The sequence below is a fragment of the Streptomyces canus genome (genome assembly GCF_030816965.1).
Classification (GTDB): Bacteria; Actinomycetota; Actinomycetes; order Streptomycetales; family Streptomycetaceae; genus Streptomyces; species Streptomyces canus_E.
Genome location: NZ_JAUSYQ010000002.1, coordinates 4,628,747 through 4,643,234 on the forward strand (window position 1 = coordinate 4,628,747; position 14,488 = coordinate 4,643,234).

The window sequence follows — 14,488 nt, forward strand, 5'->3', positions numbered from 1 at the left end:
CGGAGACAGACATGCCGCAGCGCCCGGCGACAGCTGTTGCGTCATCGGGCACCGCGGCATTTCAGTGCGGCAATTCGGATTCAGTGTGTGCTGAGCTGAGCGGGCAAGGTGCCTGCACAGGGAGCGCTCAGGACGCGAGAACCTCGTCGAGCAGCGCCTCGGCCTTGTCCTCGTTCGTGTTCTCCGCGAGGGCGAGTTCACTCACCAGGATCTGCCGAGCCTTGGCGAGCATGCGCTTCTCACCTGCGGAGAGTCCGCGCTCGCGCTCACGACGCCACAGGTCGCGCACGACTTCCGCGACCTTGATGACATCGCCGGAGGCGAGCTTCTCCAGGTTTGCCTTGTATCGACGGGACCAGTTCGTGGGCTCCTCGGCGTACGGTGCGCGCAGCACCTCGAAGACCCGGTCCAGCCCATCCTGACCGACCACATCACGCACGCCGACGAACTCCGCATTGTCCGCTGGCACACGCACCGTCAGGTCACCCTGGGCGACCTTCAGAACCAAGTAGGTCTTGTCCACGCCTTTGATCTGGCGAGTTTCGATAGCCTCGATCAGCGCGGCCCCGTGATGGGGATAGACCACGGTGTCGCCAACCTTGAACGTCATGTGACAGGTACCCCTTCCGTGGCTATCCAGGGTAACACGGAAACTGCGGGTTCTGAATGGCGTTTTCGCAGGTCAGGGCATATCTCGGGGCTTGACAACAGCAACAGGAACGTGCTGCGCGGGGCGAGCGGAAGAAGGTATTCGCAGGTCGGAGCGGCTCTCCGGGGGAGGTGAAACGCGTACGTTACACACATCCGGAAGCCCTTCCAGACGGGCTAACGTCCACAAATGTCCGGTTCCAAGTGTGCGACTTACGCTACTCCGTTCGAGCCAGGAGTCGGTTCCGCGCCGATTCAGGAATTGATCACACGAGCCGGTCGGATCAGCCGGTGATCAATTCCGGGGGTGATCGCGCATTCCTTCACGGAAGTTTTGCCACTGGATGCCGAAGGCTCTTATGTGAATGCCGGACGAGCGCCGGAGTGCGGGGCCGAAGCGACTCACGAGTCACTTGTGAACCCGAGTGACCGGAGAGATACGCCTCTTGGGGAGGGTCGGGTGCGGCCCGGCGGGAACGGCTCGGTAACCTGAGGCCGCTGACAGACACTTAGCGCGGCTTTACGGCCGCCTCGCTCAAGTCAAGGAGTTGCCGCCGCCGTGAGCAGCAGCCTTCGACGCGGCGTCCTCGCCGCCGCCGCCATCGCGTTCTCGGTCACCGCGCTCTCCGCGTGCGCGGCCGGAACCGACGCCCAGACGCTGGAGGTCAAGCCGGACAACGCGGAGACCAGCGTCGGCGGCATCAGGCTCCAGAACGTCGTGGTCATCACCCAGCCCGCCACCGAGGCCTCTGGCGAGACCAAGGGCCCCGCCGTGGTCTCCGCCACCGTCTTCAACACCACCGGCACCGCCCAGACGCTGGACGCCGTGAGCATCGAGGGCGGCGGCAGCGCCGAGATCACGCCGGCCAAGGGCAGGGGCAAGGTGACCGTCCCGGCGCACGGCTCCGTGATCCTGGGCGGCAAGGGCAACGCCTCCGCCGCGGTGGCCGAGATCGGCGAGAGCGTCAAGGACGGCAACGCCCAGAAGGTCACCTTCACCTTCAGCACGACCGGTGACGTGAGCCTGCGCGCGTTCGTGGTCCCGGCCGACAGCTACTTCACCAAGTGGGGCCCGACCGCCGTCCCGTCGGCGCCGCAGACCTCGCCGAAGCCGACCGGCTCCGCGACCCCGAGCGGCTCCGTCACGCCGACCGACGCGGCGTCCGCGAGCGCGACGGCCACCGAGTCGGCCGCGAGCCACTGAGCGGCCGTACGAGACCGTCGTACGACACCAAGGGCGGGACCTCCGAGGAGGTCCCGCCCTTCGGCGTACGTGAGGCGTTCCTCTTTACGGCTCAAATTTGTAGCCGAGACCCCGCACCGTCACCAGGTACCTCGGCGCGCCCGGGTCCGGCTCGATCTTGGCGCGCAGGCGCTTGACGTGGACGTCGAGGGTCTTGGTGTCGCCGACGTAGTCGGCGCCCCAGACGCGGTCGATGAGCTGCATGCGGGTCAGGACGCGGCCGGCGTTGCGCAGCAGCATCTCCAGCAGGTCGAACTCCTTGAGGGGCAGGTCGATCTTGGAGCCGGAGACCGTGACCACGTGGCGGTCCACGTCCATGCGGACCGGACCGGCCTCCAGGGCGGCCGGGGCGACCTCCTCGGGCTCGCCGCGGCGGCGCAGGACGGCGCGGATGCGGGCGACCAGCTCGCGCGAGGAGAACGGCTTGGTGACATAGTCATCGGCTCCTATTTCCAGGCCGACGACCTTGTCGATCTCGCTGTCCTTGGCGGTCACCATGATGACGGGGACGTTGGAGCGGCCGCGCAGCTGGCGGCAGACCTCCGTGCCGGGCAGGCCCGGCAGCATCAGGTCGAGGAGGACGAGGTCGGCGCCGTTGCGCTCGAACTCGTCGAGTCCGTCGGGGCCGGTGGCCGCGATGGCGACCTCGAAGCCCTCCTTGCGGAGCATGTACGAAAGGGCGTCGGAGAAGGACTCCTCGTCCTCGACGACGAGCACTCGGGTCACGGAAGGACCTCCGGGGCGGGAAGCGGGTCGTAAGAAGCCGACTCGGGGGTGGGCCCGTCCTCGTCGTCGAGGTCGGGGTGCTGGAGCGCGCGGTCGCGGGCCGCGCCCGCCTCCGGCAGCCTGAGGGTGAACGTGGAGCCCTGTCCCTCGGAACTCCATACCGTGACCTCCCCGCCGTGCGAGGCGGCCACGTGCTTGACGATCGCGAGGCCGAGGCCCGTACCGCCGGTCTGGCGGGAGCGGGCCGGGTCGACGCGGTAGAAGCGTTCGAAGATGCGCTCCTTGTCCTTGTCGGAGATGCCGATGCCCTGGTCGGTGACGGCGACCTCGATGAGGTCGCCGCTCGGCACGGCCACCCGGCGGGCGGATATGCCGACGCGGGTGCGGGCGGGCGAGTAGTTGACGGCGTTCTCGACGAGATTGCCGAGGGCGGCGGCGAGCTGGCCGCGGTTGCCCCAGACGCGCAGCTCGGCCGCGCCGGCGGCGGCCATGGTGATCTGCTTGCTGCCGGCCTGGTGCCGGCAGCGGTCGATGGCCTCGGCGACCAGCTCGTCCACGCGGACCGGCTCGGCGTCCTCCAGCGGGTCGTCGTTCTGCACCCGGGAGAGGTCGATGATCTCCTGCACCAGGCTGGTCAGGCGGGTGGCCTCGATCTGCATCCGGCCGGCGAAGCGCTCCACGGCCTCCGGGTCCTCCGAGGCGTCCATGACGGCCTCGGACAGGAGGGAGAGCGCCCCGACGGGGGTCTTGAGCTCATGGCTGACGTTCGCGACGAAGTCGCGTCGTACCGCTTCGATCCGCCGGGCCTCGGTGAGGTCCTCCACGAGGAGCAGCACCAGCCGGGAGCCGAGGGGCGCGACGCGCGCGGAGACCGCGAGGGCCTCGCCGCGTCCGGTCCCCCGCCTGGGCAGGTCCAGCTCGACCTGGCGTATCTCCCCGTCCCTCCTGGTGTCCCGGGCCATCTGGAGCATGGGCTCCACGGAGAGCTTGCCGCCGCGGACCAGCCCGAGGGCGTACGCGGCGGAGCTGGCCTTGACGACGGCGTCGGCCTCGTCGAGGACGACGGCGGAGGAGCGGAGCACGGACAGGACGGTGTCCACGCCCGGCGGAAGCACCGGGTCCGTGTGCAGGGAGGTGCGGGTGGGGCGTTTCTGCTCCCGCTCGCTCCAGCGGAACGCCAGCATGGCGATGACACCGGTGAGCACACCGGCGATCGCCGCCGCTGCGGCGACCGCCGCGTTCACGTCCATGCCTCCAGGTTAGGCATGGGATCGGTCCTGGCCACAGCCGTCCGAGTGCGAGCTCGAACACTCGTCGCCCAGAGTTCACCTTGGAGCCAGTATTGGTTCATTTGGGAGGGCGGAAACGGACGCGTGCAGGGCCGAACGTGGGAGCGTGGGGTACGCAGCACCGGTTTCACGGCCGGTTTTGGCCCCTGGAACCCACAGGAATGACGTACGAGAGGGAACCCTGATGCGGGACGCGTACCACGAGGAACTGGATTCGATCGGCGACGGTCTGGTGGAGATGGCCCGGCTGGTCGGCTCGGCGATCGGACGCGCCACGACGGCCATCCTCGACTCCGACCTGAAGCTGGCCGAAAGCGTGATCGAGGCCGACCAGAAGGTGGACGACCTCCAGCACGACCTGGAGGCCCGGGCGATAGCGCTGCTCGCCCGGCAGCAGCCGGTGGCGACGGACCTCCGCATCGTCGTCACCTCACTGCGCATGTCTGCCGACCTGGAGCGTTCCGGCGACCTGGCCCAGCACGTGGCGAAGCTGGCCCGGCTGCGCTTCCCGGAGCGTGCGATCCCGAACGACCTGCACGCGACCATCCTGGAGATGGGCCAGCTCGCCCAGCGTCTGATGGCGAAGGCCGCCGAGGTCATCGTCACCAAGGACGTCGACCTCGCGCTCCAGCTGGAGCAGGACGACGACGAGATGGACCTGCTGCACCGCACGCTCTTCCAGCACCTGCTGGACGACAAGTGGAAGCACGGCATCGAGACGGCGGTCGACGTGACGCTGCTCGGCCGTTATTACGAGCGGTTCGCCGACCACGCGGTGTCGGTCGCCAAGCGGGTGGTGTACCTGGTGACGGGTGAGCACGCGGACGACCTGCAGCAGGACATCCAGCCGGTGACGGGAGTGGAGGGGGCCTGACCACTCCTGGAGTGTTCCTGGCGTGTGCCGGGTCCCGTTCGGGACGTGCGCAAGCCTCTGTGCGCCGTTGATGCGCCCAGTGGAGCGGGCATGCAATGGGTACAGGGCCTGGTCCGACAGTCGGGACGTTCTGGCCCTCGCATCGAGGAGGGACCCATGGCCGAATCCCCCAGCACTCCCCAGCCCGACCCCACGCAGGAACGCCCGACCGAGCAGCCCGCCGCGATCAGGACCCTGACGGTCATCGGCGCGTGCGGCTGCGGCTCGGGCTGCGGGTGCGGGTGCCAGTCGGGCAATCCGTGCCAGTGCGGCTGAATCTGGTACGGCTGGATCTGGTACGACGACGAGGGGCCCCGGGTGACACCGGGGCCCCTCGTCGTGTCACGTGACCTGCCCGGGTCGACCGGGCGAGCGGGGAGGAGGAGCATGAAGGTGAGGGACGGGGGACGACCGTTCGGCTCGGGGAATGGCAGGAAGGTGGAGGCCATGGCTCAGTTCATGGACGTACACCGAGGGATGCAGGGCATCACGGCCGACCAGCTGATGGAGGCCCACCAGGCCGACCTGGCGATAGAGAAGGACGAGAGCGTGCACTTCGAGCGCGCCTGGGCGGACCCCGAGGCCGGTCTCGTGTACTGCCTCTCGGAGGCACCGTCGGCGGAGGCGGTCCAACGCATCCACGAACGGGCGGGCCACAAGGCGGACGAGATCCACGCGGTGCCGTTGTCGGTTTGACCACGTCCGGAACGCCCGGCCTGCTGCCCTCGCGCCCACGGCGCGCGCCCGTCTCGTGGAACTGGATCCGGCGAACGTGGCTGCGGGCGACGGAGACCGCCGCCGCTTTCGGCCCGCCCGGCGTCGGGGCGCTCGCCGCTGACGCGTCTCCCTCGCACTCGACCAACTCGCCTGGATGCCGATGCTCGCCCTGACCGGTAAGGCCCGCGGCTCCCCCGCTCGTCACCCCCGGCCCCGGCCGCAGGCTCCGCCTCAGCGACCCGATGGCCCTGGACCGGCAAGATCACCCGGGCATTCGACCGGTTCGACACACAGAGTCCCCGTCAGCACACCAACGAGGGCTCATGAACGTTCTGCGTTTGACGATGGCTCGACGCGACTCCGTTCCAAGGAGAGCAGCGATGACAACCATGGAGAGTTTCGACCTTCTGCAGCCGTACAAGATCGCTGAGGAGACATTCGTCATCCCGTGGGCCCTTGAGGCCCCGCCGGTCGGCCACTTCCCGATGAACTCGATGGTGATCCGGGGAACCGAACCGGTCCTCGTGGACACCGGGGCGCCCGCAGTGCGCTCCCAGTGGCTGGAGGCAGCCTGGTCCGTCGTGGATCCCCTGGACGTACGGTGGATCTTCCTCACCCACGACGACCGCGACCACGCCGGCAACCTCCTGGCGGTCCTCGCGGAATGCCCGAACGCGACCCTGCTGACGACATGGTTCTCCATCGGCCGCATGGCCGAGGAGTGGGAGACCCCTGTCAACCGGTGCCGCTTCATGACCGACGGCGACACGATCGACGCGGGCGATCGCACCCTGGTCGCCAAGCGACCGCCCCTGTACGACAACCCCACAACCCGCGCCCTTTTCGACCCGAAGGCCAACGTCCTGTGGGCCGTTGACACCTTCGCCACGAACGTGCCGACCCCCATGCCCGAAACGGCGGCGCTGTCGCCGGACGAATTCCGCGACGGCCAGTTCTTCGGCGGACGGCTGGTCTCCCCCTGGGTCGCCCTGCTGGACGCCCAGAAGTTCGGGGCGGTCGTCACCGACTTCCAGCACCTGAACGCCGAGGTCATCGCCGGCTGCCACTGCCCGGTCCTCCGCGGAGCCCAGATCTCCGAGGCCTACGACCTCCTCCGCCAACTCCCTGGAATCCCCCCGTGGGCAGAGTTCACCCAGGCCGACCTGGACCAGTGGATGGCGGTTGCCGAGAGCTCGGTGCCACCGGAACAACCACGCCCGTCGGGGACGTGACTGCGGCCGTGGCCCTCCAGGGGTGCTGCCCGACAGCTTGGTGACGCGGTCGGCTGGCGTGAAAATACCTCCCACCCGCGCAGGTGGGAGGCATGATCGCAATGGCTGCTTCTTCTTGCCCTGGGTGTTGCCGGGAATCTTGGTGCCCTGCGTTTTCGCTGCTCAGGAGCGGTGGTCCCGGGCGCTTGGTGGTCGTCATTGGTCGTCATCGGCCACTGTCGAGCGGCCTCGGACGGCCCAGGCAACGGCCCGTTTGGCGGCTTACGAGCTGATGGGCAACGCTCGTGCTCGCTGGCGTGCTTGGGCTCGTATCTCCTTCAGGCGGCTGTGGAACGCGTTGTGGCGGTTCTGGTCGAGGTTCAGCGGGAGGTCGAGCTGGGCGATGAGCTGTGACTCCAGGTCCCATGGTTCGCTCTGCTCGATCCAGCACACCCGAGCGTTGTCCGCCATCCACTTGCTCAGGGTGGCTTCGCCGGCCTTGCCGAAGGTCATTCGCTTGCCGCTGCCCACCCGGCGCAGCTCAAGTCCGAGCAGGCATCCGAGGGTGAGCCGCAGCGTCGAGCCGGCCGCGTTGCCCCGGTAGTGGTAACGCACCCGCTTGCGAAGGTTCTGCGTGCTGGTCCGGTTCGCCATGAACCGCGGGGCTATACCGACGTACAGCAGGCGCCCAGCGTCCAGGTCGGGGTGGGGCGGCTGCTCGAAGTGCCACCCGTAGACCCCTGCCGCCGCCGGTACAGGACTCGGACGCACCAAGACCTCCTGCGCCGACCACAACTGATCGGGGCTGGCGAGAGCAGTGGCTTCCACGGCACCTCCAGGCACGTGACGGCTGATCGTCGCAGGTTACTGGTCACCGCTGACAGAACATCCCTCGCCTACGCAGCCGCGTGACATCAGCTTGGGAAGCTGCGGGCATTTGGGGGTGGTTCGGGGGCTGACCTGGGCGAACGGTCGCGTCCGAGCCTCGTCGGCCCCACTGGCCTTCACCGTGATTCCCCGCTGTTCCCCGCTGATCTGGTGCGCTTGTGGTGCAGGCCGCACGGCGTCGAGACCATGCTCGGGGCGTGCTGTCAGTGGACGTGGCTAAGGTCTCAGACGCGCGGCCGGCTCCCGAGGTGTCCAGCTCTGTAGAGCAGCTGCATCCCCGGCTCTGTTGGGGGTGGCCCGGGTAGGGCCCGGGACCTAACCAACGGTCGGGCTTCGTCGATGGCTAAGGAGAGACCTGCCAGCGCCGGCCGCGCACCGAGCAGCGCCCTGCGAAAGCAGACGCACGCTTTCCAACTGGGTTGGTGGGGTGGCGAGGTGCGTGCGTGGGCGTTCACCTGGGTTCATCGGCGGCTGGCTTGCGGGTTCGTCCCGGACTCGCGTCTCGCATGAACCGCCCTGAGGGTTCGGGAAGATGAGCAGTGGGTGAGCAGGTGCCTTCAGGTTGCGCTCCCAGGCGTGGAAGTGCGTCCCCACGATGACGGTTCCCGCCCGAACAGGCATGACTTCGATCTCGTCCGCGATCGCAACAGGTACGCGGCCTTGGAGGTCACGGCTGCTGCTGACGCCGAATCGATCACGCTCTGGAAGAGCATGACCCGTGGCGGTCGTTGGATCGAGGAAGGCCTTGCGGGGGGATGGGTGGTTGAGCTGCTACCCACAACCCGGATGAAGACCGTGCGCATCGAGCTTCCGCAAGTCCTGGCTCGGATGGAGCAGCTCGGCATTCGTACGCTGCGCGATGCGCACGGGGACGTTCAAAATCACCTCGTCAGCCAGGCGGAGGGGATGGGGGTCGCCACAGCCTGGCAGTCGCATCTGCAGTCAGCAACGAGTAGTCGCCGCTCACCAACCCGTCCAAGGGCGACGAGGACGGCCTGTGCCGAGCCCTTACCGCACTCCTCGCTCCGCGGCCCGCCCACCGGGACATTCCTGGAGTGCGGGTGGTCCTCGCCGAGGTGGTTGTGGAACGGGCCCAGCTGCTCATCACCGAGGAGGCGTGAACACCCCTGCCTCCGCGGCCGTTTCGCTCCTCGGCGGATCACCCATCAGTCGATCGCGGTGGTCAGGCCCGGCGGGTGGGCGCTGCCGCGATGGGCGTCATCGGGGTGCGGGCGGCTTGCGTGCGCCAGGCGTCGGCGAGTTCGGCGGGGAAGCGTCGGCCGCTGCGCGTGAGGACGACGCCGGGTGCGAGTTCGACCTCGTCGCCGGGGCGGAAGGGACGGTCGGTCTGCGGGGGCAGCGCCTCCCAGGGTCCGAACCCGCCGCGCTTGCCGGTGCGACGCATCCGGGTGCCGTAGGTGCTGATGTCGCGGATCAGGACCGTTCCGTTCCGGGCGGAGACGGCCAGATGCCTGCGGCTGACCTGCTGGGCGACCTGTGGGGACAGCAGGCTGTGCAGGGCGATGCCCGCCGGACCCGGCAGTCGGCCGACGTATGCTTCGGAGCCCTCGTCGAGGGTGTAGCGGGCCACGCAGGTGCCGTCGATGACGGCTTTGAGCTGGGTGGTGCCCAGGCGCGGGCCATCGTTCTCCAAGGGCGTGCCGTGGAGCTCGCAGGTGGGGACGCCGCGCCGCATGCGGGGCAACAGGATCCGGTCGCCGCGGCGGATGTCGTAGAGGGAGCAGCGGGGCTCCGGACAGCGCCAGCTCTGCATGATCACGTCGGTCAGCGGCGTCCTGGAGGGCCCGAGGAGACCCTGTTTCTTCAACGCGGACAGTTCCATTTTGCGGGAGATCTCGGCCGCCGAGCGCACGCCCATGTCCATGGCGACGAGGGTGACGGATCCGTCGGGGCGCGCTTCGGGTCTGAGGAACTGCCAGGTGTTGCCCTGGATCCACGGGTGCCCGGCGCGATGGTCGACGTACTGGTCGCCGGTGATGACCGGGGTCGCGGTCATGCGTGCCAGGTCGAGGACGCGTTCGTCGGCGTCGTCGACCTCCTCGACCAGCCCGTCGGCCACCCAGCCCCGCAGCCGCCGGACCTCGGCCTGGTCGCCGAACTCCCGGTGCCCGCCCAGAAGGCTGTTGTCGGCGACCAAGTAGACGGAGACGTCGGGATCCCCGGTGAGCTCCATAAGGGCCCGCAGGACCAGCCCGAGGCGGCGCAGGGAGCGCGGCCCGCGTGGGCCGATGGAGGTGTCGCGGGCGATGTTGGAGAGCTCCACCAGATAGTCGGCTCGCTCCGCCGACGTGGCCAGGTGATGTTCCATGAACGCCTCGCTGTCCGACGGCAGGGGGTGTCACTGTACGGCCGCCCGTCGGCACCCCGCCATCAGGATGAATCCCGCCAACCTCCCTGATTCCCTTTGGTCTTGGCTGTTTTTACTTGATCTCCACAGATGTGTACCGCTGGCGGCGTCGCGCCACTATGATCACGCCAGCGACGGGAAGGTTGAATCCTTGAACAGTGCTGAAATCGCTGGTGGGTTGAGCCCGCTGGGCCCCGACGACCCGCGCGAAGTGGCCGGTTACCGCCTGCTCGCCCGGATCGGCGAGGGCGGCATGGGATCCGTCTACCTCTCTCGTACGCGCGGCAAACAGCCGGTCGCCCTGAAGGTGATCCGCCGGGAATACGCCCAGGACGAGGAGTTCCGCCGCCGCTTCGAGCAGGAGGCGACCTCCGCCCGCCGGGTCCAGGGCTACCACATCGTCCCCGTCGTCGACCACGACACCACCGGCCCTCAGCCCTGGCTGGCCACCACCTATGTCCCCGGCCTCGCCCTGGACCAGATCCTCACCGGGCACGGAACGCTCCCGCTGCCCGCGGTGCTGCAGCTGACCGGCTGCGCGGCGGAGGCACTGCACGCCGTGCACAAGGCGGGCGTGATCCACCGCGACATGAAGCCGAGCAACATCCTCATCGGCTCCGAAGGCCCCTGGATCATCGACTTCGGCATCGCCCGGGCCGCCGACGCCACCCAGCTCACCCGCAGCGGCGGGCTCATCGGCACGCCCCAGTTCATGTCACCGGAACACGCCAACGGCGATGATCTCACCCCGGCGACCGACGTCTTCTCGCTCGGCCTGATCGCCGCCGTCGCCGCGACCGGCCGCCACCCCTACGGCGACTCCGGGGCCATCACCCTGGCCACCAAGATCGCCAACACCGAGTTCCGCCCGCCGGATCTGACGGCGTATCCCGAGCCGCTGCGTACCGTCCTGGAACGGACGCTGGCCGCCGACCCGGCCGCCCGGCCCACGCCCGCCGAACTGGCCGAACTCTGCCAGAAGTTGAGTGGACGGCCACTGCGGGACTTCACCGGCTGGCTGCCCGCGCCCGTCGCGGCGGAGATCGCCCACCGGGAGAGACTCGCCCGGCAGCAGATCGAGACGGAGCCCGGACCGGACTCCGAGGACGCGGCGGGGGCGGCGACCATGGCTCCCGGTTCCGTGGCGGGAGCCGCGACCACGGCTCCCCATTCCGTGGCGGCGGCCGTGCCTCCCGGTTTCGTGGCGGCGGCCGATACTGCACCGCCGGGTGTTGCGGCGTCCGGCGGGTACACACCCACAGCTGCTTCCCGGCCCGGCGACCAGCCGCACCATGCCCCGGCGCCCCCGGTGCCGCCCACCAGATCCGCCGCCCCGCCCCCGCAGGGAGCACCGCACCCCTCCGGCCCGCCAACGGTGCCGGCACCAGCCCGCAGCCGGACCCCGCTGAGCGTCGGCGCGGTCGCGCTGGCCGTGGTGGTGGTCGCGGCAGGCGCCTGGATCTTCACCCAGCACAACGACACCGACAAGGACGCCAAGGGCAGCGGCGGCGGGGCGGCCTCGTCGGCGTCCGACGGATCCCAGGCCACCGCCACGCCGAGCACCGACGCGTCGCCCACAGCGAACGCGGCGTCGAACGACTACACGGAGATCTTCAAGAACAAGCCGCTCACCCTGCGCGCCCAGTTCACCGACACCCGCTTCTCGTACACCACCGTCGACCTGGACGCGCCGAAGATCGACACGAACGCCCTCAGCGAGGGGAAGGGAAACGAGCTGCAGTACGAGGAGCTCGGCGGCAACTACACCCTGCGCTTCCTGACGACCATGGGAAAGAGCGCGGGCACCACCCCCGAGGAGTGTGCCGAGGGCGCGGCGGCCAACGCGCTGCCCTCCGAGCTCGACGGCGACGACCAGGGCGAACTGCTGACCCCGGGCACGGTGCTGTGCACCGTCACCGACGAGGACAACCTCGCGATGCTCAACATCAAGGACGTCGTCATCCAGAAGGACGACGCGGGCTACAAGGCACGCGACTACGTCACGGAACTGACCCTCTGGAAGGCGCCCTGACCCGGCCGCCGGGGAACGAAGCGGAAGGAATCCGTGTCCCGTCGTACGAACTCGTCCTGCCTGGGCATCGCCGTCAAGGTCTACCTGCAGCTGAACCTGTGGGTTCTGGTCGGCTACGCCCTGGCGCTTCCGGCCACTGTGCCCGACCTGATGGCCGCTCAGAAGCCTCCGCAGGAGGTGCACGGCCTCGACCAGTACGCCGTCCTGTACGGGATTCCCGTCGTGGCCGCCACAGCCGTGACGGCGTTCACGTGCCGGACCCGCCCCTGCCCACCGTGGGTCTTCCTTGCCCGGACGGCGGCCGTTGTCGCCCTGAGTCAGGCGGCCGTCGCCTGGGCCGGGGCCCGGTTCGACTCACCCGACTGGAGCTCGCGCTCCCTGGCCCAGAGCGGGGCGGCCGGCCTCGCCGCTCTCCTCTGCCACCGCGCGGCGCGCTGGTGGGAGGACGGCGGCCTCAACGGCGGCCGGCGCCGCCCGGCCGCGGGCGAGATCTGGCACGCTCTGGTCCCCTTCCGGGCTTCGGACGGCGAACTGCCCCACTACTGCGTGGTCATGAGACCCCGCCTCCGCCACGTCGAGGTGCTCCAGATCACCAGCCAGAACAAGGACGACCGCGCGGACCACATCCGCATCCCCAACGACGGCTGGGACTTCACCTCCGGTAAGGCCCACTGGGTCGAGATCGGTCTTCTCCCGCGCCGGGTGCCCTACGAGAAGTTCACCGGTGCCCGGCCCAAGGGACGCTGCCCGAAGCCGACGTGGAAGCAGCTCCGCGACCGTCGGCCCGCCCCCATGCCCTCCGGCTCGCCCAGTGTGTGGTCACGCATCACCCAGCGCCTTGGGTGAGTCACCGACGACCGCGGGCCTGGCAGTTCCGCCGAGACCTGGGTATCCACACAGGGGGCTGACCCAAACACCCAGGCCTCGATGGAGTCGCAGCTTCGGCTACGCGCCTTCCTGTACCTGGGATCGCGCCCACTCGGCTCCTTCCAGCCTGCGCACATCCGAGACTGGGTGCGGCAGCTGAGCGAGAACGGCATCCGGGGCTCGTACGCCCGCACCATCTACGCCAACGTGCGTGCCGCCCTCAGCGCGGCCGTGGACGACGGGCACCTTCCCCGGAATCCCTGTGCGGCTCGATCGGTCCGGCCCCCGACTGTCGATGACAGGCGCGTCGCTCCCTGGACACCGGAGCGTGTCTTCGCCGTCCGGGCCGGCATGCCCGAGCGGTTCCGGGCCATGGTCGACCTAGGTGGCGGCTGCGGGCTGCGACAGGGCGAGATCCTCGGTGTGGCCGTCGATGCGATCGACTTCGTGTCGGGCACGCTCCACGTGGTCCAGCAACTCAAGCTGAGCCGGAGCAAGGCCGTGTTCGCCCCGCCCAAGGGTGGCAAGCTCCGGGACATGCCGCTGCCCGGTCCGGTCGCAGATGCGCTCCGGGCTCACATGAAGCAGTTCCCGCCGATCGAGGTCACCTTGCCGTGGAAGGTGGCGGACGGGCCTCCGGTGACCAAGCGGCTGATCTTCACCGGGCCGCGCGGTGGTCACGTCTGGCGGACGTCCCTCAACGAGGAGGTGTGGAAGCGGGCGCTGGCCTCAGCTGGAGTCATCCCCGACGGAAGCCGGGCAAGTCGTACGCCGAGTCGCGCGAGAACTGCATGCACGCGCTCCGCCACTTCTACGCCTCGGTGCTCCTGGACGCCGGAGAGAACATCAAGGCCCTCGCCGAGTACCTCGGCCACTCGGACCCGGGCCTGACGCTCCGGGTGTACGCGCACCTCATGCCGTCCAGCCAGGAAGGCACCCGAAATGCCGTGGCTCAAATCTTCAGCGCGCAGCAAAATTGCAACCCCGCCGATTCGACGAGCATTTGATGACTGCAACATTGCACATCGCCAGCATTTCAAATGTGAGGCAAATGTTGCACCTAGATTTCCGTCACGCCATTTGGGCGGCAAATGAATCGAGCGACTAACTTTCGCGACTGACTCACTGGCACACCCCTCACCTGTGTGCATGCATGCACGCCGCGTGCGTGCATGCATGCACAAGCAAGATCAGAAAGCGCCTCACGAAGCTGAGCCGAGACGCCCGCGAGCTAGCCCATGACGAGGCAACCACTCGACACCACTAGGCCCCACCTGGAGATTTGCAGGCGACAGATAAAGCCAAATAAAGTCAGCCTGAAATGTAGGGCCGCTCCTGCCGGGGAGCGGCCCTGTCTCCATGAATGCAAGTAGCGCATACCAACACCTGGAGGACACCCATGTTCGCACGCACGGGGCTCACCATCCACATCTCCCCCTACGCATTGCCGATGCCCTTGATCGGCTGCGTGATCGCGATGCTGCCCATCTGGATCGACCTCCCGCAGGAGGCTGCCGCGCTCGTCGGCTTCCTCATCGCCTTCCGCCTGCGCGCGCACGTGACGCGTAGGCCCACCCGAGCCTGAC

General features: G+C 68.8%; 13 protein-coding genes and 2 pseudogenes. 10 read left to right on the forward strand and 5 right to left on the reverse strand.

Annotation, left to right across the window (positions count from 1 at the left end; genetic code table 11):
• Positions 1–127: 127 nt before the first annotated feature.
• A complete protein-coding gene (locus QF027_RS22160; RefSeq protein ID WP_003953493.1) occupies positions 128–610 on the reverse strand; it encodes a CarD family transcriptional regulator in 483 nt (160 codons plus the stop codon).
• 597 nt (positions 611–1,207) lie between these two features.
• Here QF027_RS22160 and QF027_RS22165 point away from each other — a divergent pair.
• Positions 1,208–1,852, forward strand: a complete 645-nt coding sequence (locus QF027_RS22165; protein WP_306979569.1) for a DUF461 domain-containing protein — start codon at positions 1,208–1,210, stop codon at positions 1,850–1,852.
• An 84-nt stretch (positions 1,853–1,936) separates the two neighbouring features.
• Here the strand turns inward: QF027_RS22165 and QF027_RS22170 are convergent, their stop codons facing one another.
• Entirely contained in the window at positions 1,937–2,617 is a 681-nt protein-coding gene (locus tag QF027_RS22170) for a response regulator transcription factor (RefSeq protein WP_307076523.1), read from the reverse strand.
• A complete protein-coding gene (locus tag QF027_RS22175; protein WP_307076525.1) occupies positions 2,614–3,867 on the reverse strand; it encodes a sensor histidine kinase in 1,254 nt (417 codons plus the stop codon). The genes QF027_RS22170 and QF027_RS22175 overlap by 4 nt, the downstream gene beginning before the upstream one ends.
• Before the next feature lie 223 nt (positions 3,868–4,090).
• Between QF027_RS22175 and phoU the strand changes: the two genes are divergently transcribed.
• From phoU to QF027_RS22195, 5 genes and pseudogenes are all read left to right on the forward strand, one after another.
• Positions 4,091–4,780, forward strand: a complete 690-nt coding sequence (gene phoU / locus QF027_RS22180) for a phosphate signaling complex protein PhoU (RefSeq protein ID WP_266563049.1) — start codon at positions 4,091–4,093, stop codon at positions 4,778–4,780.
• A gap of 156 nt (positions 4,781–4,936) precedes the next feature.
• Positions 4,937–5,095: a hypothetical protein gene (locus QF027_RS22185; protein ID WP_167348002.1), complete on the forward strand. Its 159-nt coding sequence runs from the start codon at positions 4,937–4,939 to the stop codon at positions 5,093–5,095.
• Positions 5,096–5,266: 171 nt separating this feature from the next.
• Positions 5,267–5,515, forward strand: coding sequence for an SCO4226 family nickel-binding protein (locus tag QF027_RS22190; RefSeq protein ID WP_306979560.1), 249 nt, complete (start codon positions 5,267–5,269; stop codon positions 5,513–5,515).
• Between the two features lie 145 nt (positions 5,516–5,660).
• Positions 5,661–5,863: pseudogene (locus QF027_RS49635) on the forward strand (hypothetical protein); the annotation flags it as partial.
• A 53-nt stretch (positions 5,864–5,916) separates the two neighbouring features.
• Positions 5,917–6,768, forward strand: a complete 852-nt coding sequence (locus QF027_RS22195; RefSeq protein WP_307076528.1) for an MBL fold metallo-hydrolase — start codon at positions 5,917–5,919, stop codon at positions 6,766–6,768.
• Positions 6,769–7,029: 261 nt separating this feature from the next.
• On the opposite strand, the gene QF027_RS22200 is transcribed toward QF027_RS22195, so the two are convergent.
• Positions 7,030–7,575 carry a GIY-YIG nuclease family protein gene (locus tag QF027_RS22200; RefSeq protein WP_307076530.1) on the reverse strand — a complete coding sequence of 182 codons (546 nt, stop codon included), beginning with the start codon at positions 7,573–7,575 and terminating at the stop codon, positions 7,030–7,032.
• A 1,243-nt stretch (positions 7,576–8,818) separates the two neighbouring features.
• Positions 8,819–9,964 carry an FHA domain-containing protein gene (locus QF027_RS22205; RefSeq protein WP_306979554.1) on the reverse strand — a complete coding sequence of 382 codons (1,146 nt, stop codon included), beginning with the start codon at positions 9,962–9,964 and terminating at the stop codon, positions 8,819–8,821.
• 190 nt (positions 9,965–10,154) lie between these two features.
• Between QF027_RS22205 and QF027_RS22210 the strand changes: the two genes are divergently transcribed.
• The 4 genes and pseudogenes from QF027_RS22210 (at position 10,155) to QF027_RS22225 (ending at position 14,487) form a co-directional block, all read left to right on the forward strand.
• A complete protein-coding gene (locus QF027_RS22210; RefSeq protein ID WP_307076532.1) occupies positions 10,155–12,035 on the forward strand; it encodes a serine/threonine protein kinase in 1,881 nt (626 codons plus the stop codon).
• Positions 12,036–12,068: 33 nt separating this feature from the next.
• Entirely contained in the window at positions 12,069–12,881 is an 813-nt protein-coding gene (locus tag QF027_RS22215) for a hypothetical protein (protein ID WP_307076534.1), read from the forward strand.
• Positions 12,882–12,911: 30 nt separating this feature from the next.
• A pseudogene (locus QF027_RS22220) lies at positions 12,912–13,909 on the forward strand (tyrosine-type recombinase/integrase); the annotation flags it as partial.
• Positions 13,910–14,301: 392 nt separating this feature from the next.
• Positions 14,302–14,487 (forward strand): hypothetical protein, encoded by a 186-nt coding sequence (locus QF027_RS22225; protein ID WP_307076536.1) that lies wholly within the window; start codon positions 14,302–14,304, stop codon positions 14,485–14,487.
• Position 14,488 lies beyond the last annotated feature (1 nt).